The sequence below is a fragment of the Synechococcus sp. LTW-R genome (assembly GCF_014217875.1).
Lineage (GTDB): Bacteria > Cyanobacteriota > Cyanobacteriia > PCC-6307 > Cyanobiaceae > Vulcanococcus.
Genome location: NZ_CP059060.1, coordinates 653686 through 665872, shown reverse-complemented (window position 1 = coordinate 665872; position 12187 = coordinate 653686). Strand labels below are relative to the sequence as shown.

Here is a 12187-nt window from a genome sequence, read left to right as displayed (position 1 = left end):
CACCGCTAAGGCTGGTTCAGATCACTGTGATCGACCATGGCCACGAAAACCCTGCACCAAATCGATCAGGAATCAATCGGGCTCCTGCTGATTTGGAGTTTCATCCTGCTCACCTTGTTTGCGACGGTGTTTCCGCTGCTGCCCCTCTTGATGCACTAGGGGCGTTCAGCGCGTCCAGCTGCAAAACAACGGCTCCGGTGAGCGCAAGGTGCGCCAATCACCAGACGCCGTGACGACCTCGACACCAACCGGGTGTTCGATCGGGTTGATGTTGCTCTGCTGCAACCAGCCGATGGCATCGTCCAGTGCCGATTCAAGGCTGGGGTAGAGCGTATCCAGTTGGCGATGGGGTTCGCAGAGCCCATCGATTAAGCGGTACAGCTTCTGCCTCAGGATTTGGGGTTGATTCAGCTGCGCCCAATTCATATTTCTCTCCCCGAAGGAAATTCCACTTTGCGGAGAGTGGGGCGGAGTGGGTCAACTCCTCACACTGTCTTAACCAACGGGTTGCGCTTGATCCAAGTCGCTCAGACAGACCGTGAAGGTCGCGGCATGGGCTTGAGCAAGGGGCCAGGGGCGCACCCAGGCGGAACCACTGGCCTCATCCAAATTCACCAACTGCAGGACACAGTCGGGGTTTTCGCTGAGCGTGACGAGGGCGCCAGGCTGAAAAGACACGGCTTCAACACCGCAATTCACTCCACTCAAGCGCAGCGCAGGGTCAAAAGCGAAAGAAATCCTAAAGCGCTGACGCAGGGCTTAGTAGGCGCGTTGGAGTTCGGGCTTCTCCTCCGGAATAATCGCCCCGGCCACTGGGCAGACCTGGAGGCAGATGCCGCAGTCGATGCAAGTGTCGAAATCAATCCAATAGAACTCGGTGCCCTTGGTGTTGGCTCCGCTTCCAGGGTTGATGCAAGCCACCGGGCAGGCATCAACGCAATCGGCCACGCCTTCGCAGACGTCGGTGACGATTGTGTGTGCCATCAGCAGCCCTTCAAGGAGCTGAGATCCTAAGGACCCCAGGTTCCAGTCGCTGCCTCAGCCCAACCAGATCAAACCAGTGCAGCCCCTTGCATCGGCTTGCGCTCGGGCTTCAGCTTCCGTCGAGCAGGGCTGATGGAGAAGCAGGCAACTGTGGCCCTGTTGGTGCCGTTCGGCTTGGACTGAGAAGGCCGCCGGCAGCTGGGTGATGTCCTTGAAGCTGATCAGTGTGAGCTCGGGGCGGCTTGGGGCCGTGTTCTCGGTACCGAGCAAGCTTTGGATGGCTTCCAGGTCGAAACTGAAGCCGAGCCCCGAGGCGTCCCCGCCGAACCGTTCGACCAGGGCGTCATAGCGGCCGCCGCTGGCGATTTCGACGGGGGCATCCAGGCCCTGACAGACCAGCTTCAACACCAGACCGTCATAGAGGTCGAAGTGGGGCTGGAAGGTCGGGTCCAGCTGCAGCTCGACCTGGGCCTCGGCTGCGGCAGGTGCAACGACCTTGAGGCACTCCGCAAGCTCATCCAGTTGGCGGGAGTGGCCTAGCAACGCTCCCAACTGCACCAGCACGGCCTCCGGCTCGCCGCGCAGGCGCATCAATTGTTCGAGGGCCTGGCGTTGGTGGCCTGGAAGCTCCAGCTTGGCCAGAGCCAGGGGATCAAAGCTGACGAGGGCCTGGCGGACGGCCGTGCGTTGCGCTGCAGGGACTTGGTCGAGGAGTGCCGAGAGGACTCCGTGATGGCCCAAGAGCAGCTTGGGACGGTGCTCGGAGCCAATGCCAATGGTCTGGAGGCAGGCCAGGAGGAGGCGAAGCAGCTCGGCATCGGCGACGCTGTGGTTCCCATCGGCCAGGCCAAAGAGCTCAACACCGCTCTGCAGCTGCTCCTCGAGGCGTTGCTGACCGGTGTCGCTCTGCACGCTTCGGAAGACCGTGCCGCAGCTCCACAGACGCAGGGGCCTGGGCAGTTCCGCCATGCGGGTGCAGGCTGCCCGGGCGATGGAGGCGGTCATTTCCGGGCGAAGGCCCAGGGGGTCATCGGTGGCGAGCCGGAGCACGTCGCTGTCATTGATCCGGCCGCCGGCCTCCAGGGTTTGGAGGCGTTCCACGCTGGGGGGACTGACCTCGACATACCCCCAAAGGCGGTAGACCTGGCCCAGTTGCTCGGACAGCCAGCGGTTACCGACCACCTCGCGGGGATTGAGATCCCTGGTTCCGGCAGCCGGTTGAAGAGCCATCGCAAGGCCAGGTCGAAGTCGCCCGATCCTATGGAGTGGGCGGATCCAGTTCCGGCGCGCCAAAACTGGCCCCGGTCAGTGGCCTGCAGTTCGCGAGACCATCCACGAGCGGTTGCTGCAGTCCAGGGGTGCAGGCAATCAGTTTTCCGCTGGCCAACACCGCCGGCGATCCGTCGTAGGCCGAGACGACACCACCGGCCTGCTCCACCAGGGCCATGCCGGCGGCGAGGTCCCAAGGGGAGAGCCCCCGTTCCCAGTAGCCATCCAGCAGCCCCTGGGCCACGAAGGCCAGATCCACCGCCGCGGCGCCGCCACGCCTGACGCCGCGGGTGCGGTGCGTGAAGTAGGCGAACTCCGCGTAGTTGTTGTCCAGGCGGGTGTGGCGGTCATAGGCAAAGCCCGTCACCAGCAGGGACTCCCCCAGGCTCGTGCAGCCGCTGACCTGGATCGGGGCGTCATTGCACCAGGCCCCAAGACCCGGGGCGGCCCAATAGAGGCGATCCAGGGCCGGTACGGCCAGGGCACCCAGCAGGGGCTGTCCGCGCCAGGTCAAGCCGATGGACGTTCCGAAGAAGGGATAGCCATGGGCATAGTTCGTCGTCCCATCGAGCGGGTCAACGCACCACTGCAGGTCACTGCTCTGCCCTTCCTTGCGGCCGCTCTCCTCGGCCAACACCCCCAACTCGGGGGTGGCTTCGCTCAGCACCGTCAGCACGGCCTGCTCGGCGGCGACATCGGCTTCGGTGACGAGGTCACCGGCACGGCCCTTTTCGCGGATCCGCTCCAGGCGTCCAAAGAGCCGCTTCAGCTCGAGGGCTCCGGCCGTTGCCGCCTGGCGGGCTACCGTGCTGAAACGCTCCAGCTCGGCCTGGCTTAAGCCGGAGTTCTGGGCGGCTTGATCGGTGAGACGGGTCTGCATGACTGGACTCACTCCTCATCCAAGGGCAGGCCGGCGCGCACCTTGCCGCGGCCGAAGTGGCGGCCGAACTGCAGCTCATAGACCTCGTCTTCGTCCTGGGTCTCCACTTCCAAGGGACCAGTGGCACGGGCCACACAGAGCAGCCCATAGCCACGGCTGCGGATGTCCTTGGACAAGCCCAGGGCTTCGCGCTGGTCGATCTCACCGTCGAGGACGCGAACGGCGCAGGCCGTGCAGCAGCCATTGCGACAGCTGAAGGGGAGGGGTTCTCCCTGTTGCTCAAAGCTCCTGAGGATGTACTCGCCTTCGGGCACGTTCAACTGGATCGTGCGGTTCTCTTGGCGCCAATGAACCGTGATCGGGTGACTGTGCATGGAGCAGCAATCCAATGGGGGAGCAGTGACTGCTACATTCTCGTCGTTGCCCCCGCGCAGCCGCGACGTCCTCTGCTCCTTCCAGGATCAGTGGCGGAGCTGCGAAAAGCCCCTCACGGAGAGGTGGCCGAGTGGTCGAAGGCGCAGCACTGGAAATGCTGTATAGGGGCAACTCTATCGAGGGTTCGAATCCCTCCCTCTCCGTTTGGAAAGCCGCTCTTTGAGCGGCTTTTTCATGCCAATTTGTTGATGGCCGAATTAGCCGAATCGGCCGGTGACGTAGTCCTGGGTGGCCTGCTCTTTGGGTGCGTTAAAGATGCGCTCCGTCTCAGCAAATTCCACCAGTGTTCCCACCTTGCTATCGCGATCGCTGCGTTGGCTGACGTTGAAGAAACCGGTGTAATCGCTCACCCGAACGGCCTGTTGCATGTTGTGGGTGACGATCACGATCGTGTAGTTCTTCTTCAGCTCGTGCATCATTTCCTCGATCTTCAACGTCGAGATCGGATCGAGTGCTGAGCAGGGTTCGTCCATCAGGATCACCTCGGGCTCAATCGCAATCGTTCGTGCAATGCACAGGCGCTGCTGTTGACCGCCGGAGAGGGCGTAACCGCTTTCCTTGAGCTTGTCCTTGGTTTCATCCCAGAGGGCAGCTTTGCGAAGGGAGCGCTCCACGAGCTCGTCCATGTCGCCCTTGTAGCCATTCACGCGGGCGCCAAAGGAGATGTTTTCGTAAATACTTTTCGGGAAGGGATTGGGCTTTTGGAACACCATCCCAATCCGGCGGCGCACCTCAACCGGATCCACATGCCGGGCGTAGAGGTCCTGCTGATCGAAGATGACCCGGCCTTTGATTGAACAGCCGTCGATCAGATCGTTCATGCGGTTCAAGGCCCGCAGCACCGTGCTCTTGCCGCAGCCCGAGGGGCCGATGAAAGCCGTGACCTGTCCCCGGGGGATCTCCATGTAGACCCCGCGAACTGCCTCTTTGCTGCCGTAGCTAATCGAGACGTCCTGCAGGGACAGGCAAACCCCGTTGCTGGAATCAGAGCTGGCCTGGGGGGTGGAGATCACGTGGCTGGGTGAGGGGGTGAAGATCAAGCGCGGGAGAGGCGACCGATCCAGCGGGCCAAAAGATTGGCCAACAGGATCATCATCACCAACACAAAGGACGCCGCCCAGGCCAGGGAGATCTGGGCCTCGTAGGGCATGATCGCGTAGTTGTAGATCAGGACTGACATCGAGGCGATTGGGTTCAACACCCCATCCGCCCAGAACGGTGAGAACAGTGCGGTGAAGATCAACGGTGCGGTTTCTCCGGCGGCCCGGGCAATGCCCAAGACGACACCCGTGGCGATCGGAGCGAAGGCCGCCGGAAGGGTGACCCGGGTAATCGTCACGACCTTGGAGGCCCCAACGCCCATGGCACCCCATCGCAGTTCCTGGGGGACCAACTTGAGACCTTCATCGGTGGTCTTGATCACCGTCGGGATCATCAGCACCGCCAGGGCCATGCCACCGGCTATGGCGCTGTAGCTCTGGCCGGCGATCGCCCGCGTGCTGACGATCAGGCCATAAATAAAGACACCACAAATGATCGAGGGGACACCGGAGAGCACGTTGGTCCCGAAGCGGACGAACTGGGCGAAGCCACCGGAGCGGGAGTACTCCGCCAGGTAAATCCCACCACCCACGCCGATGGGGATGGCAATCGCGCTGGCCAGCACCGTGATCAGCAGGGTGCCGACGATGGCGTTGCCGATGCCACCTCCATCTAGGCCGGGTGGAGGTGGCAGCTCAGTGAGCAGCTGCCAATTGATCAAGGATCCGCCCTTGATCAGGACATAGGCCAGCACCAAGACCAGGGGGAGGACCGCCAGACCGGTGAAGAGGGCCGCAATGGACGTAAACACCCGGTTCCAGATGTTCCGGGAGAGACCGTTGCGGTACCGAAGAGAACCGTGCTGAGAAAGCGTCATGGCTCAGTACTTCAAGCTCAGTCGCTTCACCACCTGCTGGGCGAGCAGGTTCACCAGCAAGGTCATCAGCATCAAGACCAAGGCCGCGTACATCAGGGCAGACACCTGAATGCCGTCCGCTTCACCGAATTGGTTGGCCAACATCGAGGAGATCGTGTTGGCCGGGGCCAAAAGGCTGAAGCTGAAGTTGTTGGAGTTGCCGATGATCATGGTCACGGCCATGGTTTCGCCCATCGCCCGGCCCAACGCCAACATCACCCCACCGGTGATGCCTGAGATGGCCGCCGGGAGCATGACCTGAAAGATGGCGCCCCAGCGCGTGGTCCCGATGCCGTAGGCCGCCTGCCTCAGCCCGTCGGGTACTTGCCTGAGGGCATCCCGGGAGATGGCAGTGATGATCGGCAGGATCATCACCACCAGGATCAGTGAGGCTGGCGCCATGCCCGGGCCCTGCGGCTCCGTTGAAAACAACGGGATCCAGCCCAGGTAACGGTGCAGATCCGTCAGGAAGGGGCGCAGGAAGGGCTCCATCACGACGATGGCCCACAGGCCAAGGACCACCGATGGAATGGCCGCTAGGAGCTCCACCATCACCCCCAACACCTCGCGGATGCCCTTGGGAATGATGTTTTCCGTCAGAAAGATCGCTGTGCCCACGCCGAGGGGAACCGCGATCAAGAGGGCCACGCCAGAGCTGACCAGGGTGCCGTAGATCGCCGTGAAGGCGCCGTAGTGCTCACTGATCGGATTCCAGTCCGATGTCGTGATGAAGGACAGACCAAAGGTCTGAATCGCCTCCCAGGCACCGCTGAAGACGGTCAGGAGGATGGCAAAGACCAGCAAGCCCACGGCCCCAGCGAGGGCCACGGCCAAGTGCTGAAAACCACGGTCAGCGGCCCGTTCGGAGGCAGACCGACGCCGCAAGGCGAAGAGCTCAAGGCGCGGACTCCTGGCCATGGGGTTCTTAACCTCCTAGGAATCTATCCCTCTGCCCTATTGCCGTTAGCTTTGGAGGACAACGTGGATGGCCCCAGGGCGCAGGAACGCAGTTGGCACGGATCGTTGGAATCGACCTGGGAACCACCAACTCCGTGGTTGCGGTGCTGGAGGGTGGCCGTCCCCAGGTGATCGCCAGCGCTGAGGGCGGGCGCACGACTCCTTCCGTGGTCGGCTTCAGTAAAGACCAAGAACTGCTTGTTGGTCAGCTGGCCAGGCGCCAGCTCGTGTTGAACCCGCGCAACACCTTCGCCAATCTCAAGCGTTTTGTTGGCCGTCAATGGGATGAGTTGGACGACGGCAGCCTGGCCGTCCCCTACACCGTTCGCGCCAACGATCAGGGCAATGTCCGTGTGGTCTGCCCCGCCACTGAGCGGGAATACGCGCCTGAAGAATTGGTGGCCAGCGTGCTCCGCAAGCTGGTGGACGACGCCAGCACCTTCCTCGGTGAGCCCGTCGAGGCCGCGGTGATCACGGTCCCCGCCTATTTCAACGATGCCCAGCGTCAGGCCACCCGTGATGCCGGCCGTCTGGCTGGGATTTCGGTTGAGCGGATCCTGAACGAGCCCACCGCGGCGGCCCTTGCCTACGGATTTGATCGCAGCACGGTCAAACGCGTGCTGGTCTTTGACCTGGGTGGCGGCACCTTTGACGTCTCGATCCTGCGCGTTGCCCAGGGGGTCTTCGACGTCAAGGCCACCAGTGGAGACACCCAGCTCGGCGGAAACGACTGGGACCGTCGGATCGTCGACTGGTTGGCGGATGCCTTTCAGAAGGAGCACGAGATTGATTTGCGCCGCGATCGCCAGGCCCTCCAGCGGCTGACCGAGGCGGCCGAGAAGGCCAAGATTGAACTCAGTGGTGTGCAAAGCACCCCGATTTCCTTGCCCTTCATCGCGACCGGCAAGGACGGCCCCCTGCATATCGAGACCAGCCTCGAGCGCAGCACCTTTGAAGGACTCTGCCCGGATCTGCTCGATCGTTTGCTTCGCCCGGTGCAACGCGCGCTCCGCGATTCCGGTTTCGCGGCGGAGGACATCGACGATGTGGTCCTCGTGGGTGGCTCCACCCGAATGCCGATGGTGCAGCAAATGGTGCGCACCCTTGTGCCCCTGGAGCCCTGTCAGTCGGTCAACCCCGACGAGGTCGTCTCGATTGGTGCCGCCGTTCAGGCCGGAATCCTGACCGGCGAATTACGGGATCTGATGCTCAACGACGTCACCCCCCTCTCCCTGGGATTGGAGACCATTGGTGGGGTGATGAAGGTGCTGATTCCCCTCAACACCTCCATCCCGGTGCGCAAGAGCGATCTTTTCAGCACCTCCGAAGCGAATCAAAGCTCGGTTGAAATTCACGTGCTCCAAGGGGAGCGGCAGATGGCCGATGGCAACAAGAGCCTGGGCCGTTTCAAGCTCTCGGGCATCCCCCCTGCTCCCCGGGGCGTCCCTCAGGTTCAGGTCTCCTTTGACATTGACGCCAACGGCCTCCTGCAGGTGTCGGCCACGGACCGCACGACGGGTCGCCAGCAGAGCGTCAGCATTCAGGGCGGATCCAACCTCAGTGAAGAGGAGATCAAAACCCTGATTGCGGAGGCCGAGGAAAAGGCCAGCGAGGACCGTCGCAAGCGGGCGGAGATCGATCGCCGAAACCGCGCTCAAACCCTGGTCGGTCAGGCTGAGCGGCGGCTGCGGGATGCGGCCCTGGAATTGGGTCCCTACGGCGCTGAGCGCCAGCAACGCGCCGTTGAGATCGCCATGCGCGACGTGCAGGAGATGTTGGCCGATGGAGATCTCAGCGAACTCGACATCAGCGTCAGTCAGCTGCAAGAGGCCATCTACGGCTTGAACCGGCGTCTGGCCAGTGAGCGCAAGCAGGACTCCAATCCGATCCAGGGCATCAAAAACACCTTGGGCTCCCTCAAGGACGAGTTGTTCGCCGAAGACGATTGGGATGACTGGGATCGCCCGGGCCGCTCCCGCGATCCCTGGAGTGAACCGCGTCTCGGTGGTGGCTGGCAGGAGGACCGCTGGGATCGTCCGAGCCTGGACCGCTTTGATGCCCCACGTCCGAGTTGGGATCGGCCGACCGAGGCCCCATCCCGCTGGGATCAACCGCCTCAACCCCGCAACCAAACCTGGGACGAACCGTCTGATCGATACGGCCGTAGCGAACGGCAGTTCGAACCAGCCCCCCGCTATCAGGACTTCGATCGATACCCCGATCGCGCTGATGACACACGACGCGAGGAAGCCCGCTACGACGATCACTACGAAGAGCGCTACGACGACCGGTCCGACGCAGCTGTGGATCAGCCCCGCGACGACCGTGTTGCCGAGCGGAACGCGCCCTCCCGTCCCAGGGCAGTAACCCCGACCACTCCCGATCAAGGCTCCTATGAGGGAGATCCCTGGGCTGAGGACTGACGGAGGTGAGTCCTGTGATGTCCGAGACGGGCAGCATCAACTACTGGGCCGTCCTCGGCCTTGATCCAGGGGCGGATGCCTCCTCGTTAAAACGCGCCTTTCGCCAACAAGCTCGGCGTTGGCACCCCGACCTGAATGGGGATGATCCCCATGCCGAGGAACAGTTCAAGGCGGTCAACGAGGCCTACGCCGTTCTCAGTGACCCCCAGAGGCGGCAGCAATGGGAGGCCGGACTGGATGAAGCCGCAGCAGCAGCGGCGGGCTTAGATCCCTTCGCCACCGGTTTCCCCGACTTCGAGGACTATCTGGACGACGTGTTCCATCGGGAAACTCGACGTTCTGCCCAGTACGACTCCGAGGAGGAGCCATACCAAGAAGACCCGCCGGGTGATGTGACCCCACCGGTGCCACCGCCACCGCCCCCTGTGGTCGCGAGCGAGGAGCTCGAATCGGTGGTCGACCTCACGCCTGAGCAGGCCCTTCAGGGAGTTCGCATCGAGCTGGAACTCCCAGACGGGACGGCGATCGAGGTCTGGACGCCAGCCATGGCCGGTGACGGCTGGCGGCTTCGCCTGGCTGGGGTGGCCCCCGGTGGCCGGGACCATTTCTTGCAGCTGCGTGTCCGCACGGACGACGGTTTACGCATTGATGGCTTGCGGGTTCACTACCAACTAGAGCTCTCCCCCGCGGAGGGGGCTTTGGGCTGTACGGCCGTCGTCCCCACCCTGGATGGTCCGGTGCAGCTGCGCATTCCGCCTGGATCCTCAAGCGGCCGGCTGCTGCGTTTGCGCGCGCGTGGCTTGAGCCGCTTCGACCAACGGGGCGATCAGCTGGTCGAGATTCGTCTGGTCGTCCCCCAGGGGCTGACCGAGGCCGAAGAAGCCCTGTATCGCAGGCTGCAACAGCTCGCTGAGGAAATTGATGGTGGCCGTGATCGCGCGGTCAATCAGTGAGAGACTGCGGATTGACCCGTGCGTTTGTGATGTCGGTTCACGTTCTGCTCTTTGACGCTGGCAGCGAGAACGAGGGCATCCACTCGCTGGAACTGAATGGCTCCACCGTGGTCCTCCTCTTTGAGGATCGGGATGATGCGGAGCGATACGCCGGCCTGTTGGAAGCGCAAGACTTCCCGATGCCCACGGTGGACGCCATCGATCGGCGCGAGATGGAGGAGTTCTGCGCAAGCGCTGGCTATGAGGCTCGCTTCGTTCCGAGCGGTTTTCTCCCCCAGACCGCAGAAGAACGCCTGCTGATTGCGCCCCCCGAAAAAAATATGGACGTGACCACCTGGCGGGACCAGCCCGAGCCCGGTCAGGAGGCCACTCAGACCGCCGAAGCACCTGCCGCACCGGCGGAGGAGCCCATCAGCACCGATAACAGCGAACTGGAGGACTTCCGCCGCCGCCTCGAGGGATTGCTGTGAGTCCCTCCGCGTTCGAGGACGTTCAGCGGGGGCATCTGCTGACCGAACAGGTCAATCCCGCGAGTACGGACTTTGACGCCCTCAGCACCGAGGAGCTCGTCGGGGTGTTTGTGGCGGAAGATCGCAAACCCCAGGAAGCCGTTGCAGGTGCCTCCGCTGCGTTAGCTGAGGCGATTGAGGCCATCGCTGAGCGCCTTCAGGCCGGAGGGCGTCTCTTTTATCTGGGGGCCGGCACCTCTGGGCGCCTCGGTGTGTTGGATGCAGCCGAGTGCCCGCCAACCTTTTGCAGCCCGCCGGAGCTGGTTCAAGGGGTCTTGGCTGGAGGCAGCCCAGCGCTGCTGCGCAGTTCCGAGGGCCTTGAGGACCGGTTCGAAGCCGGCCAGGCGGATCTTGAGGAACGCAATTTCGGACCAAAGGATGCCCTGGTGGGCATCGCGGCTGGCGGGACCACGCCCTATGTCCATGGCGCGCTGCACTACGCCAACTCCCTCGGTGCCTTAGCCATCGCCATGGCCTGTGTTCCTGCCGAACAGGTCCCCATGCCCTGCGCGATCGACATTCGCCTGATCACGGGTCCAGAGGTGCTGACGGGTTCGACCCGTCTGAAGGCCGGGACTGCCACGAAGATGGCGCTCAACATCCTGAGCACCGGCGTGATGGTTCGCCTTGGCAAGGTCTATGGCAACCGCATGGTCGACGTGGCGGTCACCAACAGCAAACTCGAGGACCGAGCCCTCAGGATCCTGGCCGACCTCGCTGGTGTCAGCCGGGACCAAGGCCGGGCCCTGCTGGACGCCAGTGGGGGCTCCGTCAAGCTCGCCCTGGTGATGGCCCAGCGCTCCCTCAATCTGACCGCAGCCCGCCAATTACTCGAGAACTGCGGCGGCAACCTGCGGCAGGCGTTAAGCGCCTAGCCCGTAAACGCCCCCCAATAGGGCTCGGTGAACAGATTGAGCTTCCGCCGAGTGGCCGCCGGAACCTGATCGGCCGGCGTCATCAGCGCATCCTGCAGGGCGTGGTGGGCCGCACTGGCCGGCCTGAGGGCTGCGATCCGTTCAGCGGTGGTTTTGACGATCTGGGTCGCCAGGGCTGCATTGGCCTTGAGATTGCCGATGACCATCTCGACGGTCACGCTGTCGTGGTCGGCATACCAACAGTCGTAGTCCGTGGCCATCGCCAGGGTGGCGTAGGCGATTTCTGCCTCACGGGCCAGCCGGGCTTCGGTGTGGTTCGTCATCCCGATCACCGAACAGCCCCAGCTGCGATAGAGGTTCGACTCAGCGCGGGTGGAGAAGGCCGGACCTTCCATGCAGAGGTAGGTGCCGCCGCGGTGCAGGGTCCGGCCCTCGGGCATCAGGCTGTCGGCGACATCCGCCAAGACGCGGCTCAGGCTCGGGCAGAAGGGGTCCGCCAGGGCGACGTGGGCCACGGCGCCTTCGCCGAAGAAGCTCTTGGGGCGATCCCGGGTGCGATCGATGAATTGATCGGGGACCACCATGTCCAGGGGCGGAATCTCCTGTTGCAGGGAGCCAACCGCGGAGGGAGAGAGGATCCAGCGCACGCCGAGGGAGCGCATCGCCCAGATATTGGCCCGGTAGGGCACTTCCGTCGGTAGGAAGGTGTGGTGGCGGCCGTGGCGGGCCAGGAAGACCACCTCCATTCCGCCCAAGCGACCCAGCCGCAGCTGATCCGACGGGGCGCCGAAGGGCGTGTCAACCGTCAGTTCTTGGATGTCCTCCAGACCCTCCATCGCGTAGAGCCCGCTGCCGCCGAGCACCCCAAGGCGGGCTTGGCTGAGGTCAACGGAATGGGGGACGGACATCACCACTGATCAGACCCCATCACTTCTACCGGAGCGC

The 12187-nt window shown here is 63.4% G+C and carries 15 protein-coding genes and 1 tRNA gene; 6 read left to right on the top strand and 10 right to left on the bottom strand.

What is annotated here, in order from left to right; all coding sequences use genetic code 11:
- Positions 1-36: 36 nt before the first annotated feature.
- The gene (locus H0O22_RS13280; protein WP_255439449.1) at positions 37-159 is read left to right on the top strand and encodes a hypothetical protein; all 123 of its coding nucleotides are present in this window, start codon (positions 37-39) and stop codon (positions 157-159) included.
- A 6-nt stretch (positions 160-165) separates the two neighbouring features.
- Here the strand turns inward: H0O22_RS13280 and H0O22_RS03760 are convergent, their stop codons facing one another.
- From H0O22_RS03760 to H0O22_RS03735, 6 genes are all read right to left on the bottom strand, one after another.
- On the bottom strand, positions 166-426 hold the full coding sequence (locus H0O22_RS03760; protein ID WP_185187680.1) for a hypothetical protein: 261 nt from the start codon (positions 424-426) through the stop codon (positions 166-168).
- 69 nt (positions 427-495) lie between these two features.
- Positions 496-678 (bottom strand): hypothetical protein, encoded by a 183-nt coding sequence (locus H0O22_RS03755; protein WP_185187679.1) that lies wholly within the window; start codon positions 676-678, stop codon positions 496-498.
- An 81-nt stretch (positions 679-759) separates the two neighbouring features.
- Positions 760-984, bottom strand: a complete 225-nt coding sequence (locus tag H0O22_RS03750; protein WP_185187678.1) for a ferredoxin family protein — start codon at positions 982-984, stop codon at positions 760-762.
- A 54-nt stretch (positions 985-1038) separates the two neighbouring features.
- The gene (locus tag H0O22_RS03745; RefSeq protein WP_185187677.1) at positions 1039-2214 is read right to left on the bottom strand and encodes an ATP phosphoribosyltransferase regulatory subunit; all 1176 of its coding nucleotides are present in this window, start codon (positions 2212-2214) and stop codon (positions 1039-1041) included.
- 28 nt (positions 2215-2242) lie between these two features.
- The gene (locus tag H0O22_RS03740; RefSeq protein ID WP_185187676.1) at positions 2243-3133 is read right to left on the bottom strand and encodes an inositol monophosphatase family protein; all 891 of its coding nucleotides are present in this window, start codon (positions 3131-3133) and stop codon (positions 2243-2245) included.
- A gap of 8 nt (positions 3134-3141) precedes the next feature.
- The gene (locus tag H0O22_RS03735; RefSeq protein WP_185187675.1) at positions 3142-3507 is read right to left on the bottom strand and encodes a 2Fe-2S iron-sulfur cluster-binding protein; all 366 of its coding nucleotides are present in this window, start codon (positions 3505-3507) and stop codon (positions 3142-3144) included.
- Positions 3508-3624: 117 nt separating this feature from the next.
- On the opposite strand from H0O22_RS03735, the gene H0O22_RS03730 reads away from it, so the two are divergent.
- Positions 3625-3711: transfer RNA gene (locus H0O22_RS03730), tRNA-Ser, on the top strand.
- A gap of 54 nt (positions 3712-3765) precedes the next feature.
- On the opposite strand, the gene pstB is transcribed toward H0O22_RS03730, so the two are convergent.
- The 3 genes from pstB to pstC are packed head-to-tail and all read right to left on the bottom strand — an operon-like array spanning position 3766 to position 6443.
- On the bottom strand, positions 3766-4581 hold the full coding sequence (pstB, locus tag H0O22_RS03725) for a phosphate ABC transporter ATP-binding protein PstB (protein ID WP_185187674.1): 816 nt from the start codon (positions 4579-4581) through the stop codon (positions 3766-3768).
- A 23-nt stretch (positions 4582-4604) separates the two neighbouring features.
- Positions 4605-5486: a phosphate ABC transporter permease PstA gene (gene pstA / locus H0O22_RS03720; protein ID WP_185187673.1), complete on the bottom strand. Its 882-nt coding sequence runs from the start codon at positions 5484-5486 to the stop codon at positions 4605-4607.
- A 3-nt stretch (positions 5487-5489) separates the two neighbouring features.
- Complete coding sequence (pstC, locus tag H0O22_RS03715) at positions 5490-6443, bottom strand: phosphate ABC transporter permease subunit PstC (RefSeq protein ID WP_185187672.1); 954 nt, start codon at positions 6441-6443, stop codon at positions 5490-5492.
- Between the two features lie 92 nt (positions 6444-6535).
- Between pstC and dnaK the strand changes: the two genes are divergently transcribed.
- The 4 genes from dnaK to murQ are packed head-to-tail and all read left to right on the top strand — an operon-like array spanning position 6536 to position 11242.
- The gene (gene dnaK, locus H0O22_RS03710; RefSeq protein ID WP_185187671.1) at positions 6536-8905 is read left to right on the top strand and encodes a molecular chaperone DnaK; all 2370 of its coding nucleotides are present in this window, start codon (positions 6536-6538) and stop codon (positions 8903-8905) included.
- 17 nt (positions 8906-8922) lie between these two features.
- Positions 8923-9858 (top strand): DnaJ domain-containing protein, encoded by a 936-nt coding sequence (locus H0O22_RS03705; RefSeq protein WP_185187670.1) that lies wholly within the window; start codon positions 8923-8925, stop codon positions 9856-9858.
- Between the two features lie 29 nt (positions 9859-9887).
- Positions 9888-10328: a DUF3110 domain-containing protein gene (locus H0O22_RS03700; RefSeq protein WP_185187669.1), complete on the top strand. Its 441-nt coding sequence runs from the start codon at positions 9888-9890 to the stop codon at positions 10326-10328.
- Positions 10325-11242, top strand: coding sequence for an N-acetylmuramic acid 6-phosphate etherase (gene murQ / locus H0O22_RS03695; protein WP_185187668.1), 918 nt, complete (start codon positions 10325-10327; stop codon positions 11240-11242). Before H0O22_RS03700 ends, murQ begins: the two co-directional genes overlap by 4 nt.
- Here murQ and H0O22_RS03690 read toward each other — a convergent pair.
- Positions 11239-12150, bottom strand: a complete 912-nt coding sequence (locus H0O22_RS03690; RefSeq protein WP_185187667.1) for an S-methyl-5'-thioadenosine phosphorylase — start codon at positions 12148-12150, stop codon at positions 11239-11241. The genes murQ and H0O22_RS03690 overlap by 4 nt on opposite strands.
- Positions 12151-12187: the final 37 nt, after the last annotated feature.

What these genes read in the sequence shown, in the direction of transcription:
- pstA (WP_185187673.1), bottom strand. Translation starts at nt 5,486, where the DNA reads ATGACGCTTTCTCAGCACGGTTCTCTTCGGTACCGCAACGGTCTCTCC.
- H0O22_RS03705 (WP_185187670.1), top strand. Translation starts at nt 8,923, where the DNA reads ATGTCCGAGACGGGCAGCATCAACTACTGGGCCGTCCTCGGCCTTGAT.
- pstC (WP_185187672.1), bottom strand. Translation starts at nt 6,443, where the DNA reads ATGGCCAGGAGTCCGCGCCTTGAGCTCTTCGCCTTGCGGCGTCGGTCT.
- H0O22_RS03760 (WP_185187680.1), bottom strand. Translation starts at nt 426, where the DNA reads ATGAATTGGGCGCAGCTGAATCAACCCCAAATCCTGAGGCAGAAGCTG.
- H0O22_RS03690 (WP_185187667.1), bottom strand. Translation starts at nt 12,150, where the DNA reads ATGTCCGTCCCCCATTCCGTTGACCTCAGCCAAGCCCGCCTTGGGGTG.
- H0O22_RS03740 (WP_185187676.1), bottom strand. Translation starts at nt 3,133, where the DNA reads ATGCAGACCCGTCTCACCGATCAAGCCGCCCAGAACTCCGGCTTAAGC.
- H0O22_RS03735 (WP_185187675.1), bottom strand. Translation starts at nt 3,507, where the DNA reads ATGCACAGTCACCCGATCACGGTTCATTGGCGCCAAGAGAACCGCACG.
- H0O22_RS13280 (WP_255439449.1), top strand. Translation starts at nt 37, where the DNA reads ATGGCCACGAAAACCCTGCACCAAATCGATCAGGAATCAATCGGGCTC.
- H0O22_RS03700 (WP_185187669.1), top strand. Translation starts at nt 9,888, where the DNA reads ATGTCGGTTCACGTTCTGCTCTTTGACGCTGGCAGCGAGAACGAGGGC.
- H0O22_RS03745 (WP_185187677.1), bottom strand. Translation starts at nt 2,214, where the DNA reads ATGGCTCTTCAACCGGCTGCCGGAACCAGGGATCTCAATCCCCGCGAG.
- H0O22_RS03750 (WP_185187678.1), bottom strand. Translation starts at nt 984, where the DNA reads ATGGCACACACAATCGTCACCGACGTCTGCGAAGGCGTGGCCGATTGC.